This window comes from Chryseobacterium sp. FH1, from assembly GCF_000735135.1.
Classification (GTDB): Bacteria; Bacteroidota; Bacteroidia; order Flavobacteriales; family Weeksellaceae; genus Epilithonimonas.
This window is the reverse complement of sequence record NZ_JPLZ01000003.1, coordinates 70,714-90,097: the sequence shown is the minus strand read 5'-3', so window position 1 is coordinate 90,097 and position 19,384 is coordinate 70,714. Positions and strand designations below refer to the sequence as shown.

The window sequence follows — 19,384 nt, the reverse complement described above, 5'->3', positions numbered from 1 at the left end:
ACTTTGTTTGGATGCTAAATCTGCAACCCGACTTGAGTAGATCCCGATGCAAAATCGGGAGGGACCGGAAAGCGGAAATAGCTGCCATAATTATTAATATTTTTAAAAAAATTCTATCCAAACAAAATCATCGTGTTGTCATTGACTGGATGCTTGCAAATGGTGCAGGGAAAATTGTAAGCCTTGGAAATGGTCTCTGCTGTGAAAACTTTTTCGGGCGTTCCATAAGACAAAACCTGTCCTTTTTCCATCAATAAAATATGATCTGCAAATTGCGCTGCAAGATTAAGATCGTGCAAAACGACAATCGCTGTATTGCTGTTCTGCGTGAATCTCTTAATCAATTCCAAAGTTTTATATTGATGCTTAATATCCAGATTATTTAATGGTTCGTCTAGGAAAATTAAAGTATTTTCTATCTCATTGTCCAGCTGAGCCAGAACTCTAGCCAAATGAACGCGCTGTTTCTCGCCACCGGAAAGTGAGTTGTACTCTCTCTTTTGAAAATGTGAAACATCGGTCTCAGCCATTGCTTTTTCAACCGATTTGAAATCTTCCTGATGTGGCTGTGAGCTGAAGTAAGGATATCTTCCCATCATCACGACATCTGCTACCAACAGCGGAATATCTTGCGCATTGTGCTGGGAAAACTTGGCTTTGTGCTTTGATAATTCTTCCAAATTCCAGTCTGCAAGAATCTTGTCTTTGAAGTGGATATTTTTTTTGTTATCGGTTTTGATTTCGTTGGCAAGAATATTCAGAAGGCTGGATTTTCCGGCGCCGTTTGGACCGACAATCGCCAAAAACTCACCGAAGCCGACAGAAACCTCAACATCTTTTATAATGCTGACATTCTGACTTTTATAATTAATCTGATGACCTTTTATCATCTCAGTGTATTTTTAAATTTAATTAAAATGGCGATAAAAATAGGACCTCCAATAAGTGATGTCAAAATACCAATCGGCAATTCGGAAGGCGCGACAATCGTCCTGCTGATCGTGTCTGCAAACAATAATAGAATACTTCCACAAATGGCTGACAATGGCAAAATGAAGTGATAATCTGAACGGAAAAGTAACCTCAAAATATAAGGTACAATCAATCCGACAAAGCCGATGGTTCCAGAAAATGCGACGCAAGTTCCAACCATCAAAGCGGTGATCACCACGATTTGCTTCTTCAAAGTCTCAACATTGATTCCCAAATGTTCTGCATCTTTCTCGCCCAACATCATTGCATTCAAAGCTTTTCCTTTTGGTAAGATTATTAGATAAGACAATATTAAAACGATGGTCAAAATGGTATTTTTCGTCCAAGTTGCGGCAGCGAGACTTCCGAGATTCCAGAAAGTCAAGTCTCTTAATTGTTCGTCTTTGGAAATGTAAATCAGAAATCCAGTGATCGAAAATCCAATGGATGTGATAGCGACACCACTTAATAACATCATTACAACATTGGTTTTCCCATCGGACGTTGAAATCCTGTAAACGATGATCATCGCTACTAATGCGCCAACAAAGGCAGAAACACCAACTAGTGAATTTCGAACAATCTCAGGCAAATACTCTTCGAACGTGTGTCCCAAAACAATGGCGATTGCAGCGAGCAAAGTTGCTCCGGACGTCAATCCAATCGCTTCGCCCGTTGCCAAAGGATTTTTGAACATTCCTTGCAAAGTGGTTCCGGAAACGGCGAGCATACTTCCAATCAAAACGCCCATCACGATTCTGGCGGCGCGAACTTCCCAAATGATGTATTTTTCGCTGAGGGAAAGTGAAGTGTCACCTGTCACAAATTTCCAAAAAACCTCGAAAGAACTGGATTTCCCGAAATCATAGACGCCGATATTCAAAGATAAAGCCATCATCAGCAGTAATAAAATAATACCGATGATGGCGTAAAATGTAAGACTTTTTGATTTCAAATTAATTAGACTTAGAGAATATAGACAAATAGATGATAGACAAAATTTTATTCGATTTCCCCAACCCTAAAGGGAGCAAATAAAATTATTTTGTGGATTCGATTAGAAGTTTGTTGAGGCTTAATGCCGCTTCGCCAACTCTTGGTCCGAAAGACGAGATCAACCCGCCATCTAAAGCGATTACTTTTTTGTTTTTACCAGCATTGGTCTGTGGAACGCCTGGCATTTTAAGCGCACCTTCTACACCACCAGAACCTTGCAAACCGGTTGTGAAGAACAATAGAACATCTGGATTTGACTGCACCACAGCTTCCGGCGTCAGTGGTTTGAAATCTTCGAAATCGTTGGCTGCGTTTTGTCCGCCAGCAATCTCGATAATGCTTGCCATCGGTGTGTTTTTGCCACCTACCATCATCATATTTCCTCTTGCGTAGATGAAAAGGACTTTTGGTTTTTTAGCAATTGGCTGGATTTGTTTTACATCTGTATCAATCTGTTCCAATAATGCCTGTTGATTTGTATTTCCTAGTGCTTTTGCAACTTGATTGATCAAATTTTTGGTTCCATCGATCGTGAACTCTTGTTTGAACAATTCTGTTTTGATTCCAGAAGCTTTGATCTTATCTAACAAATCTGGATTCACATCTTTGTCAGAAGCTAAGATCAAAGTTGGATTGAGCGCCATAAGTGGCTCTATGGTCATTGAACGGACGTGGCCAAGATTTTCCGCAGTTGCTTCAAGCGTTTCTGGATAAGTGCTGGTGACATCTGTCCCTACAATTTCCTTCTCGTGACCCAACGCTGCTACAATCTCTGTAACTCCTCCACTGATGCTAACAATTCTATGATTAGAAACAGGCGTTTCGGTTTTTGCCTCTTCGTTGACTGCAACTTTGGAATCTTCTTTTTTACAAGAAATTCCTGCTAAAAGGATGGCTGAAAGTATTGCTATTTTAATATTCTTCATAGTTAATTATATTAATAATTTGCTGATGGCAATTAGCTTTTTGCTACTGGCTCTAAAACCAATTCCGAAGCCTCTTGGATAATTGCTTTAAATGTATGATAAAACTATTCCTAGTAATTATAGGATATAAAATGGGATTAAAGTGGCTGATATTCAAATTGAGGATAACCTCGGATGCCTTCTGGGCTTGTCATTCTGGTAAATCTTAATTTGAAGAAATAACCTTCTGCATCACGGATGACGTAGAATCTGTCACCATAAGTTTCCAATCCGTTGACTCCTACAGGATTTCTCCAGTTTCCACCAATGGCGCGGTGATCATTAAAAATGAATTTGGAAGCCTCAACATTTTCCAACTTGAAATTGTTATAGGCCTCAGATCCTGTTGCTGGCGCAGTTACTACAACTTCGTAGGCTCCAACACCGCCAAGCAAATTACTCAAAACAAAATCTGCGTAGATGTAACTTCCTGCACCTTCGATGATATTGGTAAAGACTGTGAAGCAAAGATCCCAATGCTTTTTCTCTGGCTGAATCAACAATTCCTTGTCATTCTTCAAACTGAAAAATGTGAAGTTGTAATCTGAATTTTTGTCGATATTGACTTCTTTGTGTGTTGAACTATTCACCTCGGCATATTTGAGCTTATAGCCACTTCCGTTTCTCACGATCTGAACTTTCATCCAACCTCTGAGATCACCTCCAGTAGTTACAGAACCTACAGCCACATTGCCTTTGTAAACATCTCTTCCTAAATTTACAAGATAAACGCTGTTATCAGAATCATTTGCTGTGATTTCCGAAATAGCTGTGTAACCTGACAAATAATTGCCTGTTACCGTGTCAATATAACTTTCGTTTGTCGGATCAAAGTTGGCAACTTGAACTTTTTCTTTAAGAGATGCAAGATCAGATTCTTTCACCAGATCGATATTTGTAGCGTTTGGGATTTTGCCCGCCGCCATCATAATAGAACTGTTGAGAACAACTTTGAATTGACTTCCTGAATGAAATGCCAAATCCCAATCTGTCCTATTTGTCTTAGTTTCCGTTCCAGAACTTAGGTCAAACCAAATCTGATTGGGTTGCGTTGCGCCTCCAACAGAGGGATTCACAATGGAACCTTCCACAGGAGAAACTGCGATTGGATCCTCATTATCACTGATACAAGATTGAAATAAAAATCCTGAAACTATCGAAATATAAAGAAATAATTTTTTCATAATTTTTAGAAATTGTAGTTTAAACGAGCGAAATAACTTCTGCCGTAGAAAAGATTTTGATTGGACTCCGCCGCATTGTGATTTCCCCCGGAAAGTGTCGTGTTTCTAATGGTTGTGACATCAAAAATATTTTTGATTCCCAAAGCGACTTCGAAATGGTTTTTGAAAAATGGCTGACTTAACGTGAAATTCAGCATACTGAAATCCTGCACATCTCCAAGAACATATTGTCCACTTTCTGCAACTGTAGCACCTGGTTGGTATGTAAACGCCTTTCTTTTCCCAGAATATTTATAATACACTGCGAACAAAGTATTGGTTGATGACAACGTATAATTGGCGGCGAGATTAGCTTCAACAAAATAATTGTAAGAATCTGGCGAAGTAATATTTCCAGTATTCAGAACTTGAGAAATTCCTAACACAGAAACTCCAGAATTGATGGAAAAAGAGTTCTTTCTAACATTTAATGATCCTGAAAACATATTTGATTTATAATTATCAACATTCAAATATGTGTATCTCAATGGACTGTTGCTGATTATAACTGATTCGATTCTATCTTTTACATCCAAATACAACCAATTTAACGAGGCGTCAAATCTCCAACCGTTTCCGGAATAGAATTTATGATCTGTAAAAACGCCTAAAGAAAATCCTGTTTCGGGTGTTAAGTTTGCGTTGCCACGGATGTCGTGATTGCTGTCCACCATGTATGTGTACAACTCATCATAAGTCGGAAATCTGTTTGACGAGCCAAAGATTGCTCTCAAATTAGAGTCTTGTCCAACGCTGTATCTACCTGTCAATGAATAATTAAACTGACTATCAAACTTATCGCTCAATGCCAAACGCGCACCTGGTCTTACTGCGAACTTATCAGAAATCTGCCATTCTGCAGAAATAAAATTCGCATAGTTGAAGATATTTTTCGCTATAGTAGGTTCGTTGTGATCATAAATAAAGAGAGAAGCATCTGCTGTTCCGTTGGTTCTGTCTAGCTCATATCCAATTTGAAAATTGAATTTTTCGCTATCCAGAAAATTACTGAACATCCCACGTGAATACAAAACTTCCGACTTGAAATTAGTCAATTTGTTATCCTGGGAAAGAATTTGTCTGTTTGCAACATCATAGTCATAATTCTGTCGATTACGTTCTTGAACCTGATATGAAAAATCTCCAGAATAGTTGATTCTGCTTCCAATCTGTGTCTGAACATTCAATTGGTGGATCCATCTTTTGGTAAAATAATCGGCATCTTTTGCAACGTACGTTCTGTTTCCTCCGCCCAGATAAAGTTCCTCAACCAGATAATCTCTATAATTGATCTCCTCATTCAGGAAATTAACTTTATAGAACAATGACGTTTTATTTTTGGAATAGCGAATGGCCGCATTTGCAACAATCATATCTTTTGGTTGCCACTCGTAACCGCGCTTTCCATCATTACCTTCTGTGAAATATTTGTACCCATTTTGTCTGCCTTGGAAACCTTGAAAATCATTATGATTGATATCAGCAGTCAATTGCCAATTGTCATTGATTTTATAACCCAGATTCAAACTTTGGATATGTCTTCCGTTTCCTTTTTTATAAAGATCATACTCTTTCCCAACTGTTTCTTCTTGCAAGGAAAGATTGGCAGTGAATTTTTTACCGTAGCCTTTTTTGGTAATGATGTTGATAACACCAGCAACTGCATTGCTACCATACTCCACGCCCATAGATCCTTTCACGATCTCAATACGCTCTATATTGTTGACATTGATTTTTGTTAGATCCACCAAATTCCCCATTCCTTCATCACTCACTACAGGGATATTGTCGATCAGGATCTTTGTATATGCTCCTGGTAATCCCATGATATTTGCTCTAGAATCTCCAGAGCTGGCACTTGGAACAATAAGGATATTAAGATTTTGATTTAGAACCTCGGCAGCGTTTGTAACTGCCATATTCTTGATTTGAGTGGCATCTATCACCTCTACTTTGTAAATGGACTTGTTGATAGATTGTGGCGTGAATTGTCCCGTAACGACAACTTCTTCTATATTTTTTTGACTAAGTGAGTCTTTTTGTGAATAGGCAAAATTTAAAATTGCTAATGACAAAAGGCTCATCGTTCTCTTCTTCATCTAAAAATAATTTTTGCGAAGATAAGATTTTATTTAGAATGATTAAAAACAATTTCGTACTTTTGTGGAATAATTCTAAATAACAATCTGAAATTTAATAATATCAATTATGAAAGCAAAACTATTTTTGGCAGCTTCTTTATTTGCCGTTGTAGCAAATGCACAATTAACGACTATCAACGAAACATTTGATGGTTTCTTAGCTGGGAATAACACTTTTCCTCAAAACGGATGGTCTATCAAATTACCTGTAGGCCCATTTCCACCTCAGCCAATGATGATCGTATTCGGAGAGGCTAACAAATATATCCAAGCTTATCCAGGAAGTACTGTGGCACAACCAATGTACCTAATAACACCTCAAATCGTCGCACCTGCGGGAGATAAAGCACTTTCCTTTGACACTTCAATGGAAGTTGGAGGTTTGGGGACTACAGGTTCCGTTCAAGTTGGTATCGCAACAGACCCTAATGATATGGCTACTTTCGTGGCAATAGGAGAAAAAATTGATTTGTCCACAACAACTCTTCAGAACGTAAAAGTGAACATCCCTGCCTCTGCTGGGACATATCTTGTCATCAGAACAACATCTAACACAATGCATACGCCGATCCGTATTGACAATGTGAAATATGATACTAACCTGGCAGTGAATGACAGCACTTTCAACAACAATTTGAAGTTAGCAGTTTCTTCTGACAACAATTCATTGAGATTCACTTCAAACGATCAACTTACAAATGCAAAAGTTTACTCTGCTGCAGGACAATTGGCAACAGAAGGAAAAATTACAAACAATGCTTTGGACATCACAAGATTGAAGACTGGCGTTTACTTCATCGTGATTGAAAACGCAAACGGACAATCTGTAAAATCAAAATTCATCAAGAAATAGATTTCAATTGATTGGTTAAACTCAATCATTACTTTCATAAAACTTCTTTTGATGCAAATCATAAGAAGTTTTTTTTTGATTAAAATTTGACTATCACCCTTACTTTTTACAAATATGATATTTATCAAGTTTTAACATTAATCTTATTTAGAATAATTAAAAATTAATATTTACTTTTGTAGAATCATTCTAAATAACTGAATGAGATAATTTAATAATCAATTATGAAAGCAAAACTATTTTTGGTCACTTCTTTATTTGCTGTTGTAGCAAATGCACAACTAACTTCCATCGACGAAACATTTGATGGATTTGAAATTGGGAATACTACTTTTCCACAAAAAGGATGGTCTGTGAAATTACCTACAGGACCATATCCTCCGCAACCAATGATGATCGTAGCGGGAGGAGAGAACAAATATATCCAAGCTTACCCTGGAAGTACAGTTGCACAACCAATGCACCTGATCACGCCTCAAATTGCAGCTCCAACCGGAGACAAAACGCTGTCTTTCGATACAGGAATGGTTGCAGGTGGCTTAGGAACTACTGGATCTGTACAAGTTGGACTTGCAACAGACCCGAATGATATGGCTACTTTCGTAGCTGTAGGCAACAGAATAGATTTAACTAGTACAACTGTTCAGAATGTAAAGGTGAATATTCCTGCATCTTCTGCAACATATTTGGTGATCAGAACCACATCAAATACGATGCACACTCCTATTCATATAGACAATGTAAAGTATGACGCTACTTTATCTGTTAACGACAGCGCATTCAAAAACGATGTGAAGTTTGCAGTTTCTGCTGACAACAATTCATTGAGATTCATTTCCAACGACCAACTTACCAATGCAAAAGTTTATTCTGCTACAGGACAATTGGCTACAGAAGGAAAAATCACAAACAATGCTTTGGACATTACAAGATTGAAAACTGGTGTTTACTTCATCGTGATTGAAAACGCAAACGGACAGTCTGTAAAATCAAAATTCATTAAGAAATAAGATTTCAATTTGAGTGATTAAACTCGATCCTAACCTTTTATAAAACTTCTTTTGTGTAAATCTCAAGAAGTTTTTTTTGATTAAAATTTGACCATAATAAATCTTTTTTATCAATATGATATTTATCAACTTTTATTTTTAATCTTATTTAGAATAATTAAAAATTAATATTTAGTTTTGTAGAATAATTCTAAATAACTGAATAATTAAATTTAATTCAAATGAAAACAAAACTACTTTTGGCAAGTCTTCTTGCTTTTACTGTAAATCAAACCGTTCTTGCACAAACCGACGAAAATGGCTACACGACTGTTGAAGCCTCTATGGGAAATGCTTATCAAAATCGCCTTTTCTTTGATTTTGCTTCTAACAATACCGTCTCACAAAACGCAAGCACTTGGGATATTGCTTTCTTCAGAAACAGCGCAATGGATTTTGGTGTCAAAGTAAATGATGCAAAAAACGTTCTTACTTATCAAGTTTCCGCAGATCCTGCATCTTTTGACACTGTAACGCCAGCTGATAAGGCAAATTGGGGCGAACCTCTTTACAATCCAGATCAAACTGAAAGACTTCAGGACGGTGCTTTTGATGAAGCTACTTTGTTACCAGCAACAGGTCTTAACTTCGGTTGGGGTTCTTATGATATCGTAACGCACAAAGTAATAGGGAAAGTAGTTTTCGTTTTGGAATATGGAACGACTTACTATAAGTTTTTCATCAACGAGTATGCATCTGGTTACACTTTCAAATATGCCAAATGGAATGGAACATCGTGGGATGCGACGCAAACAAGAACGATTGCAAACGGAACAGATGATGCATTCTTCAATTATTTCTCATTTGACACTGGCGAAAAAGTTGCAAACTTAGAACCTTCCAGATCGGCTTGGGATCTGATGTTCACCAGATATTACACATTCTTCAACGGAATAATGATGTACAAAATGGCAGGGATTTTACAGTCGCCAAATGTATCTGTAGCTTACGTGAGACCAGAAACTCAGGCAACTTCTACTTTTACAGCGCCAACAGCTTATTCCAAAAGTATTGCGACCATCGGACATTCTTGGAAGCCAACTTCTGGAGCGCCTTATGCGGATGCAGTTTATTACATCAAAAAAGGAGACAGCTATTACAGAATGTACTTCACAACAAACGGTGGAACGGCAAATGGTAATATGTTCTTCAAATACAAAAACATTACAGACCTAATGTCAGTGACTGATTTCGGTAAAAAAGGAACTTTTGGAATCTATCCAAATCCAACGAAAGAAGACAAAAAAGTGAACATCTTGTTTGATGTCAAAGAAACAGCTTCCAAAAACGGAAATGTTGAAATCTATGACTTCTCTGGCAAAAAAGTTTACGAAACAGCTATTGCAAACCAATCTGGATTCTCAACAAAAGAAGTGGACCTTAGCAGACTCAACTCTGGAACTTACCTCGTAAAGATTACTTACGGTGGGAAGTCAGAAACAAAAAAGCTTATTGTAAAATAAGTCATATTTCAGATTTTATTCTTTATTTAAACCACCTTCGGGTGGTTTTTTTGTGGCTTGTCGTTTGTTAAAATAATGAGTAAATTTGTATAAATAATTCCAATCAAACGTGAATTCTCTCATCAACAAAAAAGTAAAGTTCCAAGACCTCGGTGTCAAAGATTATCAGCCGACTTGGGACTATCAGGAAGAATTACTTAAGCAAAATCTGGACATCAAAATCCACAATCGCGAAAATCCGGAGAATCTGAAACCGACCGACAATCATTTGCTTTTTGTAGAACATCCGCACGTTTACACTTTGGGAAAAAGCGGGCACGAATCCAATCTTCTCGCCAACGAAAACAAACTGAAAGAGATTGAAGCTACTTATGTCAAAGTCAATCGTGGTGGCGATATTACGTATCACGGTTTTGGGCAAGTTGTTGGTTATCCGATATTGGATCTCGAAAATTTCTACACAGACATCCACCGCTATATGCGCGATCTTGAAGAAGTCATCATCCGAACAATTGCAGAGTATGGTTTGATTGGCGAACGTTCTCCTGGTGAAACCGGTGTTTGGTTTGATGTTGGGAAACCGTATGCAAGAAAAATCTGTGCTTTAGGCGTGAAAGCGTCACGTTGGGTCACCATCCACGGTTTTGCGTTGAATGTCAACACCGATATGAAATATTTCGATTACATCATTCCCTGTGGCATTTCCGATAAGCAAGTCACTTCGATGCAAAGAGAACTTGAAAAAGAAGTGGATTACGAGGAAGTGAAGGAGAAAATCAAAAAACATTTTGTGGATGTTTTTGGATGTGAACCGATTGAATAAATGATAAATGATGATTGATAAACGATTTTAATTTTCATCAATTGTTTTAATTATAATGTCCTCGCAATGAATAAACGTAGAATTTATCTTCTTGCACAAGATAAACGAAACGATGTTCTTGATTAATTCTCCGAGACCATTTTGGAGCAAGATTGTATTTTAAGGCTTCCGGTTTTCCAATTCCTTGGTAGGGATTTTCCAAGATAGATTTCGTCAGTTCTGATATTTTCTTAAGAATGGTTTTATTACCAGTTTTTATCCAATACGCAAGATCTTCGTCAGCTTTAGGAAGAAAAACTATTTCCATAACTTTTCAAGTTCTTCCACTGTCACACTTCTTCCCTTTCCGTTTTTTAAATCTTCATCTCCTTCTTGAATCTTCTTAACAAATTCAGGATTGTAGGCATTTTGCCCTTCTGAAAGTTCAAATTTTATCTTTAAAGCTTTCATAAATGCTTTTAATGCTTCAATTTGAGAAGCATCATTGGTATGAGCTATGATGTTGATTGTCTCCATTTTAAAACTTTTTCCTAAACAAAGATAAGATTTTTATAAATGATAAAATGTGATCGATAAACGATTTTAAATCAACTATCATTTATAATTACATCGTCATCCCAATATCAATCCCCTTGATTTTTCTGTAAAGGTCCGTAGCGAAATTGTCCGTCATTCCGGAAACGAAATCCAGAACGCCCAAAGTTTTTTGGTAGATGGTAGAATCGTCGTAGATGAACTGTTGCGGAATCAGCTTCAGCGCCATTTTATCATAAGATTTTCTTTCGGATTTTTCTTTGATGATGGATGGAACGAAATGATTCAAAAGTTCATACATTACGTTGTAGCCCGCATTTTCTATTTCGATGACGGCTTTGTGATTGTAGATTTTCTCGATGGAAAAACGTTCGATTTCTGTGAGCGATGAACTTTCTGTTTTGAAGATATCAAGAATGCCTTTGTCCAGACTTCCGTCCAAGATCTTAATGAAATTACTTTTATAAAGCTCAATGGTTTTATTGATGAGAGAATTGATGACTTTCGCTCGTAAATACGAGATTCTTTCATTCTTATTGGTGATAATTCCCAACTTGTCTCCTACTCTTTTGATGTCGTCTGGATTCACAGACTTTATCAAATCCAAAAACAGATTTTCACAATCGTTAGAATTTACAATCCCAAGTCGGTGCGCATCTTCCATATCGATAATATTATAGCAAATATCATCAGAAGCTTCCACGAGCCAAACAAATGGATGTCTTTTGAAAATCACAGGTTCATCATTATCCATAATCATTCCTGTCGATTTTGCGATGTCCAGAAACTGTTGCTTTTCATTTTGGAAAAAGCCAAATTTCTTACGATTAATAATTCCTTTTTTCTTTGCCACAGATTCGCACGGATATTTGGCGATGCTTGCCAATGTGGTGTAAGTCAGTTGCGCGCCACCTTCATCTTTGCCTTGTTGCTGATGCGTGAGAACCCGGATGGCATTGGCGTTTCCTTCAAAATTGACAAGGTCTGCCCACTCTTTTTCACTAAATTTCGATTTTAAATGACTTTCATTTTTCTCAAAGTAACTCGCAATCGCATCTTCGCCAGAATGTCCGAAAGCCGGATTCCCAATGTCGTGACAAAGACAGGCCGATGCAATTACATTGTGCAACTGATGCTGATAAAAATCCTTGGACAAATCATTAATATCATTTTGATAATTTTTGAAGATAAATTCGCCTGCCAAACTTCCCAAACTACGGCCAACAGAAGCCACTTCCAGAGAATGCGTCAAACGATTGTGCACAAAAACACTTCCCGGCAAAGGGAAAACCTGAGTTTTATTTTGAAGTCTTCGGAAAGCGGATGAGAAAATAATTCTATCGAAATCTCTTTGGAAGTCTGTTCTGGAAACTACGTTCTGTTGGTGATTTCCGGTTCGCTGATTGGTGAAAATTGAATTGAGGTCCATATTGGATTCAAAAATAAGGGATATTTTATTTTTAACGGAATAATATTTGAGATTTTATCAAAAAAGTCATTATGCCAGAAGGTCCAACTATTGTGTTGATGAAAGAAAATCTCCAGAAATTTGTGGGAGAAAAAGTCGTTTCTGCTGTTGGAAACTCCGGCATCGACAATGAATTGCTCATTAACAAAAAACTTAAACAAATCCGACTCTACGGAAAACAGACGTATCTGATATTCGAAAAAGTGAGCGTCAAAATTCATTTGCTAATGTTTGGTTCGTATGAAATCGACGAGCAGACAAAGCCAGACAAATCTTTGAGACTTGGTTTAAATTTCAAAAATGGGAAAGCACTTTTCTACACTTGCTCTGTAAAAATGGTGGATGACGATTTTCTGAAAACCATCGATTGGGAAGCCGATGTGATGAGCGACGATTGGAATCCAAAAAACACAAAAAAGAAACTTAAAGCTAACCCAAAAATGATGGTTTGCGACGCCTTGATGAATCAGGAAATCTTCTCTGGTGTTGGGAATATCATTAAAAATGAAGTCCTTTTCAGAATCGGTGTTCATCCGGAAAGTCAAGTTGGAAATCTGCCTTTGAAGAAATTGAACGAACTTTTGACAGAAGCCAGAAATTATAGTTTTGATTTTTTGAAATGGAAAAGAACTGATGAATTGAAAAAACATTGGCAAATCTACCACAAAAAGAAATGTCCTAAATGTGGCGAAACCGTCATCACGAAAAATATAGGCAAAGGAAAGCGTTCTAGTTTTTATTGCGAAAAAGACCAGAAACTGTCTTAATTATAAACGATATTAGTATAAAAACTTAATTTTTGTTATTTTATTTTAACTTAATTTTACTTATCATTTGGCAAAATTTTGGTTGATGAAACCACTACGTATTAATAAAAAATAATTAATTCTTATATATGAAAAATAAATACTTATTCATTCTTTCCTTAGTTTCCTCATTTGCATTTGCACAACAGACGATTTCATTTGAAGCTTCGGAAGGTTACATTTTAGGCGACATCAACGGACAAAATGGTTGGACCGTGACGGAATCCAGCGATGGTCCATTGACCAATCAAATCATCACCAGCGAACGAGCAAATTCTGGAACTTATTCTTTTAAAAATGCTCACGTCCCACAATTTGGCGACCAATGGTTTCCTATTTTTGGAATCGAGAAATCTTTTTCGCCAGCTTTGGACTACCAAAACACAACCATTTCATACGACTTCTACTCGTCTGACCAAAACGGTTCTGACTTTGAGTTTGCGCTGTATCACGAGAATTTGGAAGAAGAGGTTTTTGATATCGTGACAGCAGTTGGATTTGAAAACAGAGGAAATCTCTACATTTATCCTGAGCTAAATCTTGGTGGCTACACCATTACAAATGCAAGCTGGCAAGTAAACAGATGGTACAATTTGAAAATTGAATTCACCGAAGCGACTATCAAATATTACTTGGACAACAACTTGATTTTAGATGTTGCCAACACCAGCAAAGTGAATCTGGATGGAATGAATTTCCTTCACAATAACTATGGCGGAGATGCCTATTATGATAATATTAAAATTAATGATGAAGTCATGGCAGTGAATGATGCAACCAAAGGAAACATCAAACTCTATCCAAATCCAGTAAAAGATATTTTAAAATTAAATCTTCCAAATGGTGAAAAAATATCAACCATCGAAGTTTACAACACGCTTGGACAGAAGGTTTCCGACTTTGGCAATGTGGAGGAAATCAATCTGAAACAATTGAAAGCTGGCGTTTACATCATTAATTTGAAAAACAACAAAGGAAAAACTTACTCTTCCAAAATTGTAAAACAATAATTGAAAACTTTGAAATCCCGTTCTATGAGTGGGATTTTTTTTAAAAGGTTATTTTAACTATTAAATCATAGCTCACATTAGAACGCATTAGTTTAAATAATCAAAGATTTTATCTAAAGTGAACTTTAAATATTTTCAACTTTAAATCTCAAGTGACTTAAGAGCCTGTTTAAATTTCATCAAAATTCTTTCCCCAACTCTAAAGGGAGCTATTTTGATGAAATTTTCAAGGTTTTTCCACCCTTTAGGGTTGGGAGAAGAAAAATGTTTTGAAAATTTTATTTTTGAATCATCTTTTAATAGGCTCTAAGTGTTTTAAAAATAAATATCTTTAATAAAAAATTAAAATAGAAATGTCAACAGCCATCAATCCAGAAACGCTCAAGTTCCTTTCAACGCTCGAAATCAATAACAACAGAGAATGGTTCAACGAAAACAAACCGCTCTATCTGGAAGCCAAAGCGAACTTTGAAAATGTGGTGAACGAAATCATCGCCGAAGTTTCCGAGTTTGATGAAAGCGTGGAACGATTGGAAGCTAAGAATTGTATTTTCAGGATTTACAAAGACACGCGATTTTCCAAGGACAAAACGCCTTACAAAACCAACATCGGCGCATCGTTTGTAGAAAAAGGTCCAAAAACGCTGAACCACGCTGGTTATTACATTCATCTGGAAAATGGAAAATCTTTTCTCGCAGGTGGCGTCTATATGACAGAACCAAAAAATCTGAAAGCCATTCGTGAAGCCATCAGTTCTGACGGCGATACATTCCTGAAAATCCTCAATAAAAAATCCTTCAAAGATGTTTTGGAATTGCAAGGCACAAAATTGGTGAAAGTTCCACAAGGTTTTGATAAGGAAAATCCAATGGGTGATTATCTCAAGTTCAAGCAGTTTATCGTGTTCCATCCTTTGTCAGACAAGGAAGTTTTGGATAAGAACTTTGTCAAAAATACGGTAAAGGTTTTGAAGGAAATCTATCCATTCAATCGGTTTTTGAATGAGGCGATTGGAAATTGAAGGGCTAATCGCAATTAGCTTTTGGTGATTAGCTTAAAACTCAAATTATGGGAATTAGAAATTTATACTTTAACTAATTAATATTTAAAAACTTCGATTGAAAGCGACTTATAGTATTTTCACAAACGTTTTATTTTTGAACATTGTAGCGATTATAATGTTGCTTTTTACGTTGCAAATGTTTATCGTGGGAATTCTTGGCATCAATGAAGTTGGGTTTTACCATTTTGTGGGTTCAAATTTCATTTATATCATCTTCTTTTTCATTTATTTATGTTTGGATATTTGGATTTTGACAGCGACATTTTTGCCAATTATTAAAATTGATAATGATGGAATTTCCGCCTATTCACTTTTTTGGCAAAGGCATATCAAATGGGAAGAAATAAAAACCGTCAAACTTTTGAAATCTTCTAACAGACGTGCTGGCGTAAGTTCTTTTTCGAAAGCTTCGGTCATTTTTGAAATCACCAAAGAACCAGAAACGAATAATAATGCGATGACCAACAATGGCGTGAGAGTGAAAACTTTTATTATCATTTCGAAAAAAAATTACCAAATCCCCGAATCTCTTTCCTTAGGCGGACAATTGCTAACGCACGGAAAAATGACGACAAAACAGGACATTGCATTTGAATTTGAAGTGAAAGCTTGGGAAATGATTCAGAGGAAAATTAATTCATAAAACAAAAAACCACAAATGAAAAGCATTCTATTTTTAATATTGACAATCTCAACGCTGTCCTGCAAAGAAAACAAACTTGCAAAAGTTGAAAATTCAAAGAAGACAGATTCGATTCATCAAACGGTTTCAAGTTCTGAAAAGCCAGAGTTGAAAAAAGACAGCACGAAAAAAGTGGACGTCGGCTTTTCTGACAGATTTGAAAAATTGCCCAAGTTGACTTTTGAAAATATCACTGAACAAGAATTTTTGTCCGTAGCTGAAAAAAAATATATTGACACTTCGAAACCACAACAGAATGATGATTATTTCTTTGTTGAAACCGCTGTGAAGAAACATCAGTTTAAAAAATATCGAGATTACGGCGGAGAAAAAAGTTGGAGCGGATTTGAATATTTGGGTTATTATCCTGATTTGAAATTATTTGCAATCACAGATAATTCAACGGCGGAAAGCTTGGGATTTGGAGAATTGTTCTTATTGGACAGTACCAACGATTATGAATACAACATCGTTTCCTTCGGCGACGGCAGTGTGGAATTGCCCATTCCATCGGTCAACAACAAATATTTTGTTTATTATTACAACAGCGTTTACGAACATAAAAATTGCGACATCGGTATTTTGAAAATTAATGACAAATCCAATCCGAAAAATTTCCTCACCGAATATGCGAGCTACAATTCCAAAGATTTCGCCATAGAAAAAATAGTTTGGAAAACCGACAATAGCTTTGTTGTAAAAGGTTACGAAGAAGTTTATGAGAATGAAAAATGGGTGAAAAAATATCAATTCTACAAAACTGAATTCAAGTAAATTCAACCTATGAAAAGCCGAAGTCTCATTCTGTTTGTCGTTTGTGTTTTTATCAATCTGCTGGTTGGTAATTTAGCTTTGATGATGTTTCCAGAGTTGGATTTTCTGTATCGGATTATTATTTCATTGATTATTTTTATCGCTTATGGAACGGCATTTTTTCATTTAAATAACAATGAAAATCAAAATTATGGCAAATGGAAATTGGCTGGTATTTCAATTTTGTTAAGTCTTTTTGGAATGTTGGTGGCGTGTATTTTCACTTCGATTGGAACGCGTTTGCCAATGGATAATGTGATTACGGCTGGACTGAAAGGCATCCTTCCGTTGTTCATATTTTCAATTGTATTTGCTTCGCCGTTTTGGATTCCGCTGGCAATTGTGAATTTTGTTTGTCTTATTTATATGAAGAAAAAATCGCAACAAATGAATCCTCATTTCATATTTCCCTACTCCACCAATAAAGAAATCAAGCGCAAACAAATCTGGGAAAATCTGCAAACTGGACTTTTGTTTGAGGACACTCAGGTTTTCATTCCTTGGCTTACGCCTTATTCCGAGCTGGATAAATACGCGGAAGACAGAAAAGACAGTGGCGACAGAACCAATTGGTTTCTGGGAAAACACAAGATTTTAGACGGTTTTGAGTCTTACGTTGGCGTAATGAAATGGCTTGATATCGACAGCAAAAAACCATTTGCCCAAACCGACGAATTCCTAGGTGCCGAAAAAAATGGTTATCAAAAATTCTTAGAACTAAAAGTAAAACTGACGGATTTGCTAGGCGAACCAACTTCCATCGAACTGGAAAAATACGACAACCTCGATTTAGGTAATATCGAATGGAGCAATGGAAAAGTCAGCGTTTCCTTGAGTGGCATTGAGCAATTTGCTTTTAAGTATCGGCTTTATGTTGGGTTGAAGAATGAGAAAATTTAATTTTTAACGAAATTTTGGATTGCAATTTGTTACAGCATTTTTGACAGATTGTAATCAAATTCACAAACAAATCACTAAAAACACAAAGAAATGAACATTGAAAAACTAAAAAAACTTGAAACTGATTCTACGATTATCAACAAATATATCGGCGTTTCCTCATTTGGGCACAACAGAATTATTTATCTTCCCTTGGTCATCGGAATCGGACTTTTAATGTTTGTCGCAATGGCTTTTTTCAGCGACTTGACGGAAACCGTTGGAATGACAATGCTTATCGTCCTAGTTGCAGTTGGGCTTCTGTGCTTTGGACTTGTCAAAATCATTGCGGATTCGACGAAGAAAAAATTATTGGCGACCACCAATATTGCTCCAATTTCCGTGGCAAAAATCATTGTAGGAAATGCGACCGAACGAGTATTCTATTGCATCTACACCACCGATGAAAACCGCCATGACGAAAGTTTCATCGACAGAATTGCAGAGAAAATCGACATCGCTACGGAAAATCCTCAAACACCGATGGACAAGGAAATTGCAATTTTGTTCCGTCCAGATTTTATAAAACCTAACGAATTTGCCAAAAAACTGCCTTTGGCTTTCACCGAAAACATTGTGGTTTGGCGCAAACAAGTTTCATTCGTAGCAAGTCCAAAAACCGTCAACGAGAAAATCAGAGAAGAAGGTGATAAATTTCCAATGGTCACAATAATTCCCGAAAATGCTCGATTTTTATCTGATTATTACACGGATTAATTTTTTATTTTAATTTTCAGAAAAAACTATGAGGCAGAAAAACATTAGCATCACCATCAAAAACTTTGGCAAAAAGAACGACTTGGTGCTTTTGTTTTTCACTGGTGTTTTTCTGGTTTTGGGATTGCTGAGTTTATTTTTGAATTGGCGAAATGTGATGGCCATTATTCTGATTTTTGTTCTAATATTTCTCAATAAAAAATTCAGGGCAAAGTTTTCAATTTTGATTATAATTTATGTTGTTTCGATTATTCTAATTTCACAAATACCTGAAATTGAATTTGTAGAAATCCTCGCCACTTCCATACTTTTCTCGCCATTGTTTTTCTATGAGTCCAGTTTAGAAAGCATTAAAGATTATCAGAAAGAAGATTCCTTCGAAGTTTTTTATTTGGATTCTTCTCGATTAAAATGCCTTCATACAGAAGATAACGACTACAAATCCTACGCTTTGAATCCGAAGCAATTCCTGAAAACTTTTAGTGTCAAAGACATCAATTCTTTTGTTTTTCAAGATAAAAATTTGTTGATTCTGACAAGCAAATTCATCATCAGACCAAGAGAATTGAATATTCAAAATATTGAAAAAATTAAATCCTTCGTAGAGGAAAACTTCCCTAACAAATTAAATCTAGAAAGTGAACATCACAGAGCTTTGAAGAACGAAAGTGAAATGTACATTTCAAAACTGTTGCTGGTTTTGCCTCTCATTTTGGCTTTTATCGTTATCTATTTTTTTGGTGATAATGGCAGAAATCATCTGGTAACCTACACTTCGATTGCGGTGACAATTTTTTGTTATATCTTTTTGATTATCAAAATCAAACGCAAATAGTAAATTGACTATTTAATAATTTTAATAAAAT

Annotated in this window: 20 protein-coding genes; 12 read left to right on the top strand and 8 right to left on the bottom strand. The window is 36.3% G+C overall.

The window, feature by feature from the left end; genetic code table 11:
* Positions 1-113 precede the first annotated feature (113 nt).
* The 5 genes from IO90_RS04715 to IO90_RS04695 all read right to left on the bottom strand — a co-directional run bounded on the left by IO90_RS04715 (position 114) and on the right by IO90_RS04695 (position 6,255).
* The gene (locus IO90_RS04715; protein ID WP_034964498.1) at positions 114-890 is read right to left on the bottom strand and encodes a heme ABC transporter ATP-binding protein; all 777 of its coding nucleotides are present in this window, start codon (positions 888-890) and stop codon (positions 114-116) included.
* Complete coding sequence (locus tag IO90_RS04710) at positions 887-1,927, bottom strand: FecCD family ABC transporter permease (RefSeq protein WP_034964495.1); 1,041 nt, start codon at positions 1,925-1,927, stop codon at positions 887-889. Before IO90_RS04710 ends, IO90_RS04715 begins: the two co-directional genes overlap by 4 nt.
* Before the next feature lie 85 nt (positions 1,928-2,012).
* Entirely contained in the window at positions 2,013-2,894 is an 882-nt protein-coding gene (locus tag IO90_RS04705; protein WP_034964492.1) for a hemin ABC transporter substrate-binding protein, read from the bottom strand.
* A 137-nt stretch (positions 2,895-3,031) separates the two neighbouring features.
* Positions 3,032-4,117, bottom strand: coding sequence for an HmuY family protein (locus IO90_RS04700; protein WP_034964490.1), 1,086 nt, complete (start codon positions 4,115-4,117; stop codon positions 3,032-3,034).
* Positions 4,118-4,122: 5 nt separating this feature from the next.
* Positions 4,123-6,255, bottom strand: coding sequence for a TonB-dependent receptor plug domain-containing protein (locus IO90_RS04695; protein WP_034964488.1), 2,133 nt, complete (start codon positions 6,253-6,255; stop codon positions 4,123-4,125).
* A gap of 109 nt (positions 6,256-6,364) precedes the next feature.
* Here IO90_RS04695 and IO90_RS04690 point away from each other — a divergent pair, with 109 nt between their 5' ends.
* From IO90_RS04690 to lipB, 4 genes are all read left to right on the top strand, one after another.
* Positions 6,365-7,150 (top strand): T9SS type A sorting domain-containing protein, encoded by a 786-nt coding sequence (locus tag IO90_RS04690; protein WP_034964485.1) that lies wholly within the window; start codon positions 6,365-6,367, stop codon positions 7,148-7,150.
* Positions 7,151-7,374: 224 nt separating this feature from the next.
* Positions 7,375-8,160, top strand: coding sequence for a T9SS type A sorting domain-containing protein (locus IO90_RS04685; RefSeq protein WP_034964483.1), 786 nt, complete (start codon positions 7,375-7,377; stop codon positions 8,158-8,160).
* A 221-nt stretch (positions 8,161-8,381) separates the two neighbouring features.
* Entirely contained in the window at positions 8,382-9,662 is a 1,281-nt protein-coding gene (locus IO90_RS04680) for a T9SS type A sorting domain-containing protein (protein WP_034964481.1), read from the top strand.
* Between the two features lie 109 nt (positions 9,663-9,771).
* Positions 9,772-10,485, top strand: a complete 714-nt coding sequence (gene lipB, locus IO90_RS04675) for a lipoyl(octanoyl) transferase LipB (protein ID WP_034964478.1) — start codon at positions 9,772-9,774, stop codon at positions 10,483-10,485.
* Between the two features lie 46 nt (positions 10,486-10,531).
* Here the strand turns inward: lipB and IO90_RS04670 are convergent, their stop codons facing one another.
* The 3 genes from IO90_RS04670 to dgt form a co-directional block, all read right to left on the bottom strand.
* Positions 10,532-10,792 (bottom strand): Txe/YoeB family addiction module toxin, encoded by a 261-nt coding sequence (locus IO90_RS04670; RefSeq protein ID WP_034964477.1) that lies wholly within the window; start codon positions 10,790-10,792, stop codon positions 10,532-10,534.
* Positions 10,783-11,001 (bottom strand): DUF2683 family protein, encoded by a 219-nt coding sequence (locus tag IO90_RS04665; protein ID WP_034964474.1) that lies wholly within the window; start codon positions 10,999-11,001, stop codon positions 10,783-10,785. Before IO90_RS04665 ends, IO90_RS04670 begins: the two co-directional genes overlap by 10 nt.
* An 88-nt stretch (positions 11,002-11,089) precedes the next feature.
* Positions 11,090-12,448, bottom strand: a complete 1,359-nt coding sequence (dgt, locus tag IO90_RS04660; RefSeq protein WP_034964471.1) for a dGTP triphosphohydrolase — start codon at positions 12,446-12,448, stop codon at positions 11,090-11,092.
* A gap of 71 nt (positions 12,449-12,519) precedes the next feature.
* On the opposite strand from dgt, the gene IO90_RS04655 reads away from it, so the two are divergent.
* The 8 genes from IO90_RS04655 to IO90_RS04620 all read left to right on the top strand — a co-directional run bounded on the left by IO90_RS04655 (position 12,520) and on the right by IO90_RS04620 (position 19,353).
* Positions 12,520-13,254 (top strand): DNA-formamidopyrimidine glycosylase family protein, encoded by a 735-nt coding sequence (locus IO90_RS04655; protein ID WP_034964469.1) that lies wholly within the window; start codon positions 12,520-12,522, stop codon positions 13,252-13,254.
* 128 nt (positions 13,255-13,382) lie between these two features.
* Entirely contained in the window at positions 13,383-14,303 is a 921-nt protein-coding gene (locus IO90_RS04650) for a T9SS type A sorting domain-containing protein (protein ID WP_034964467.1), read from the top strand.
* A gap of 353 nt (positions 14,304-14,656) precedes the next feature.
* A complete protein-coding gene (locus IO90_RS04645) occupies positions 14,657-15,325 on the top strand; it encodes a DUF2461 domain-containing protein (RefSeq protein WP_034964465.1) in 669 nt (222 codons plus the stop codon).
* A 97-nt stretch (positions 15,326-15,422) separates the two neighbouring features.
* Entirely contained in the window at positions 15,423-16,010 is a 588-nt protein-coding gene (locus tag IO90_RS04640) for a hypothetical protein (protein ID WP_131450822.1), read from the top strand.
* A gap of 15 nt (positions 16,011-16,025) precedes the next feature.
* Entirely contained in the window at positions 16,026-16,823 is a 798-nt protein-coding gene (locus tag IO90_RS04635) for a hypothetical protein (RefSeq protein WP_131450821.1), read from the top strand.
* A 9-nt stretch (positions 16,824-16,832) separates the two neighbouring features.
* Entirely contained in the window at positions 16,833-17,762 is a 930-nt protein-coding gene (locus IO90_RS04630; RefSeq protein ID WP_034964458.1) for a hypothetical protein, read from the top strand.
* 90 nt (positions 17,763-17,852) lie between these two features.
* Complete coding sequence (locus tag IO90_RS04625; RefSeq protein WP_034964457.1) at positions 17,853-18,518, top strand: hypothetical protein; 666 nt, start codon at positions 17,853-17,855, stop codon at positions 18,516-18,518.
* 28 nt (positions 18,519-18,546) lie between these two features.
* Positions 18,547-19,353: a hypothetical protein gene (locus IO90_RS04620; RefSeq protein WP_034964456.1), complete on the top strand. Its 807-nt coding sequence runs from the start codon at positions 18,547-18,549 to the stop codon at positions 19,351-19,353.
* Positions 19,354-19,384 lie beyond the last annotated feature (31 nt).